Source organism: Streptomyces sp. YIM 98790 (assembly GCF_011421595.1).
Lineage (GTDB): Bacteria > Actinomycetota > Actinomycetes > Streptomycetales > Streptomycetaceae > Streptomyces.
In genome coordinates, this window is the sequence record NZ_WTLH01000393.1 from 1 (window position 1) to 877 (window position 877).

At 80.8% G+C, this 877-nt stretch carries 1 protein-coding gene; it reads left to right on the forward strand.

Annotated elements, in window-relative coordinates; all coding sequences use genetic code 11:
* Nucleotides 1-652: FAD-dependent oxidoreductase (locus GQS09_RS28315; protein WP_207958393.1), on the forward strand; the 652-nt coding region annotated here is incomplete at its 5' end.
* Nucleotides 653-877 lie beyond the last annotated feature (225 nt).

Below are 877 nucleotides of genomic sequence, written 5' to 3' on the forward strand. Positions count from 1 at the left end.
CACCGGGGTGCGCGCGGTGTCGGTGGCCGCCGGCTCCGTGCAGACGGACGGCCACGGCGCGCTGCGCTGCCGCGCGGTGCTGGTGGCCACGGGCGCGCACCGGGCGGCCGGGCTGCTGGAGGGCCTGCGGGTGCCGGACCACCACCCGGTGACGGTGCTGCACCACGCCGCGCCGGAGGAGCCGGCCACCGGCCCGGCCCTGGTGGTGGACACCGCGCGGCGCGGTCCGGTGGCGCACTCGCTGGCCGCCTCGGCCGCCGACCCGTCCCGTGCGCCGCGCGGAAGGGTCCTGGTCACCTCGGTGGTACTGGGACGGGATGCGGGCGAACCGCCGGAGCTGCTGGACAAGGCGGCCCGCGCCCAGCTCTCCGCGCTGCACGACGCGCCGGCCCACGAGTGGGAACTGCTGGCCGTGCGCCACGACCCGCGCGCCGTGCCGGCCGCCGCGCCGCCGTACGCGGGGCAGCGGCGGGTGCGGCTGCTGGCCGGGGTGTACGTGTGCGGCGATCACCGCGACACGCCCGGCATCGGCGGCGAACTCTCCTCGGCCCGCCGGGCCGCCGCGGCGCTCTGCTCCGATCTCGGTGTGCCCGTGCCGTCGGGCACGGCCGACACCGCGCCGGACGCCAGCCTGACCGCGCGCGCCGTCTGACCGCCTCGGGAACGGCCACCGCCGCCGGCCGCCGCCGGCCACCGCGGTTCCTGCCGGCACCGGGCCCCGCGGGCGCTCCGGCGGCGGGTCACGGACCCGGTGGTGGACGGTGCCGCCCGGACCGGGTGACGGTGGCGGCCCTCCGCTGCACCTTCCGCCCCGTCCGGTGCGCTTCGCTCCGGGACGGCCTGCCGCACCGCCGCACCGCCTCCGTGCCGGCGCCGC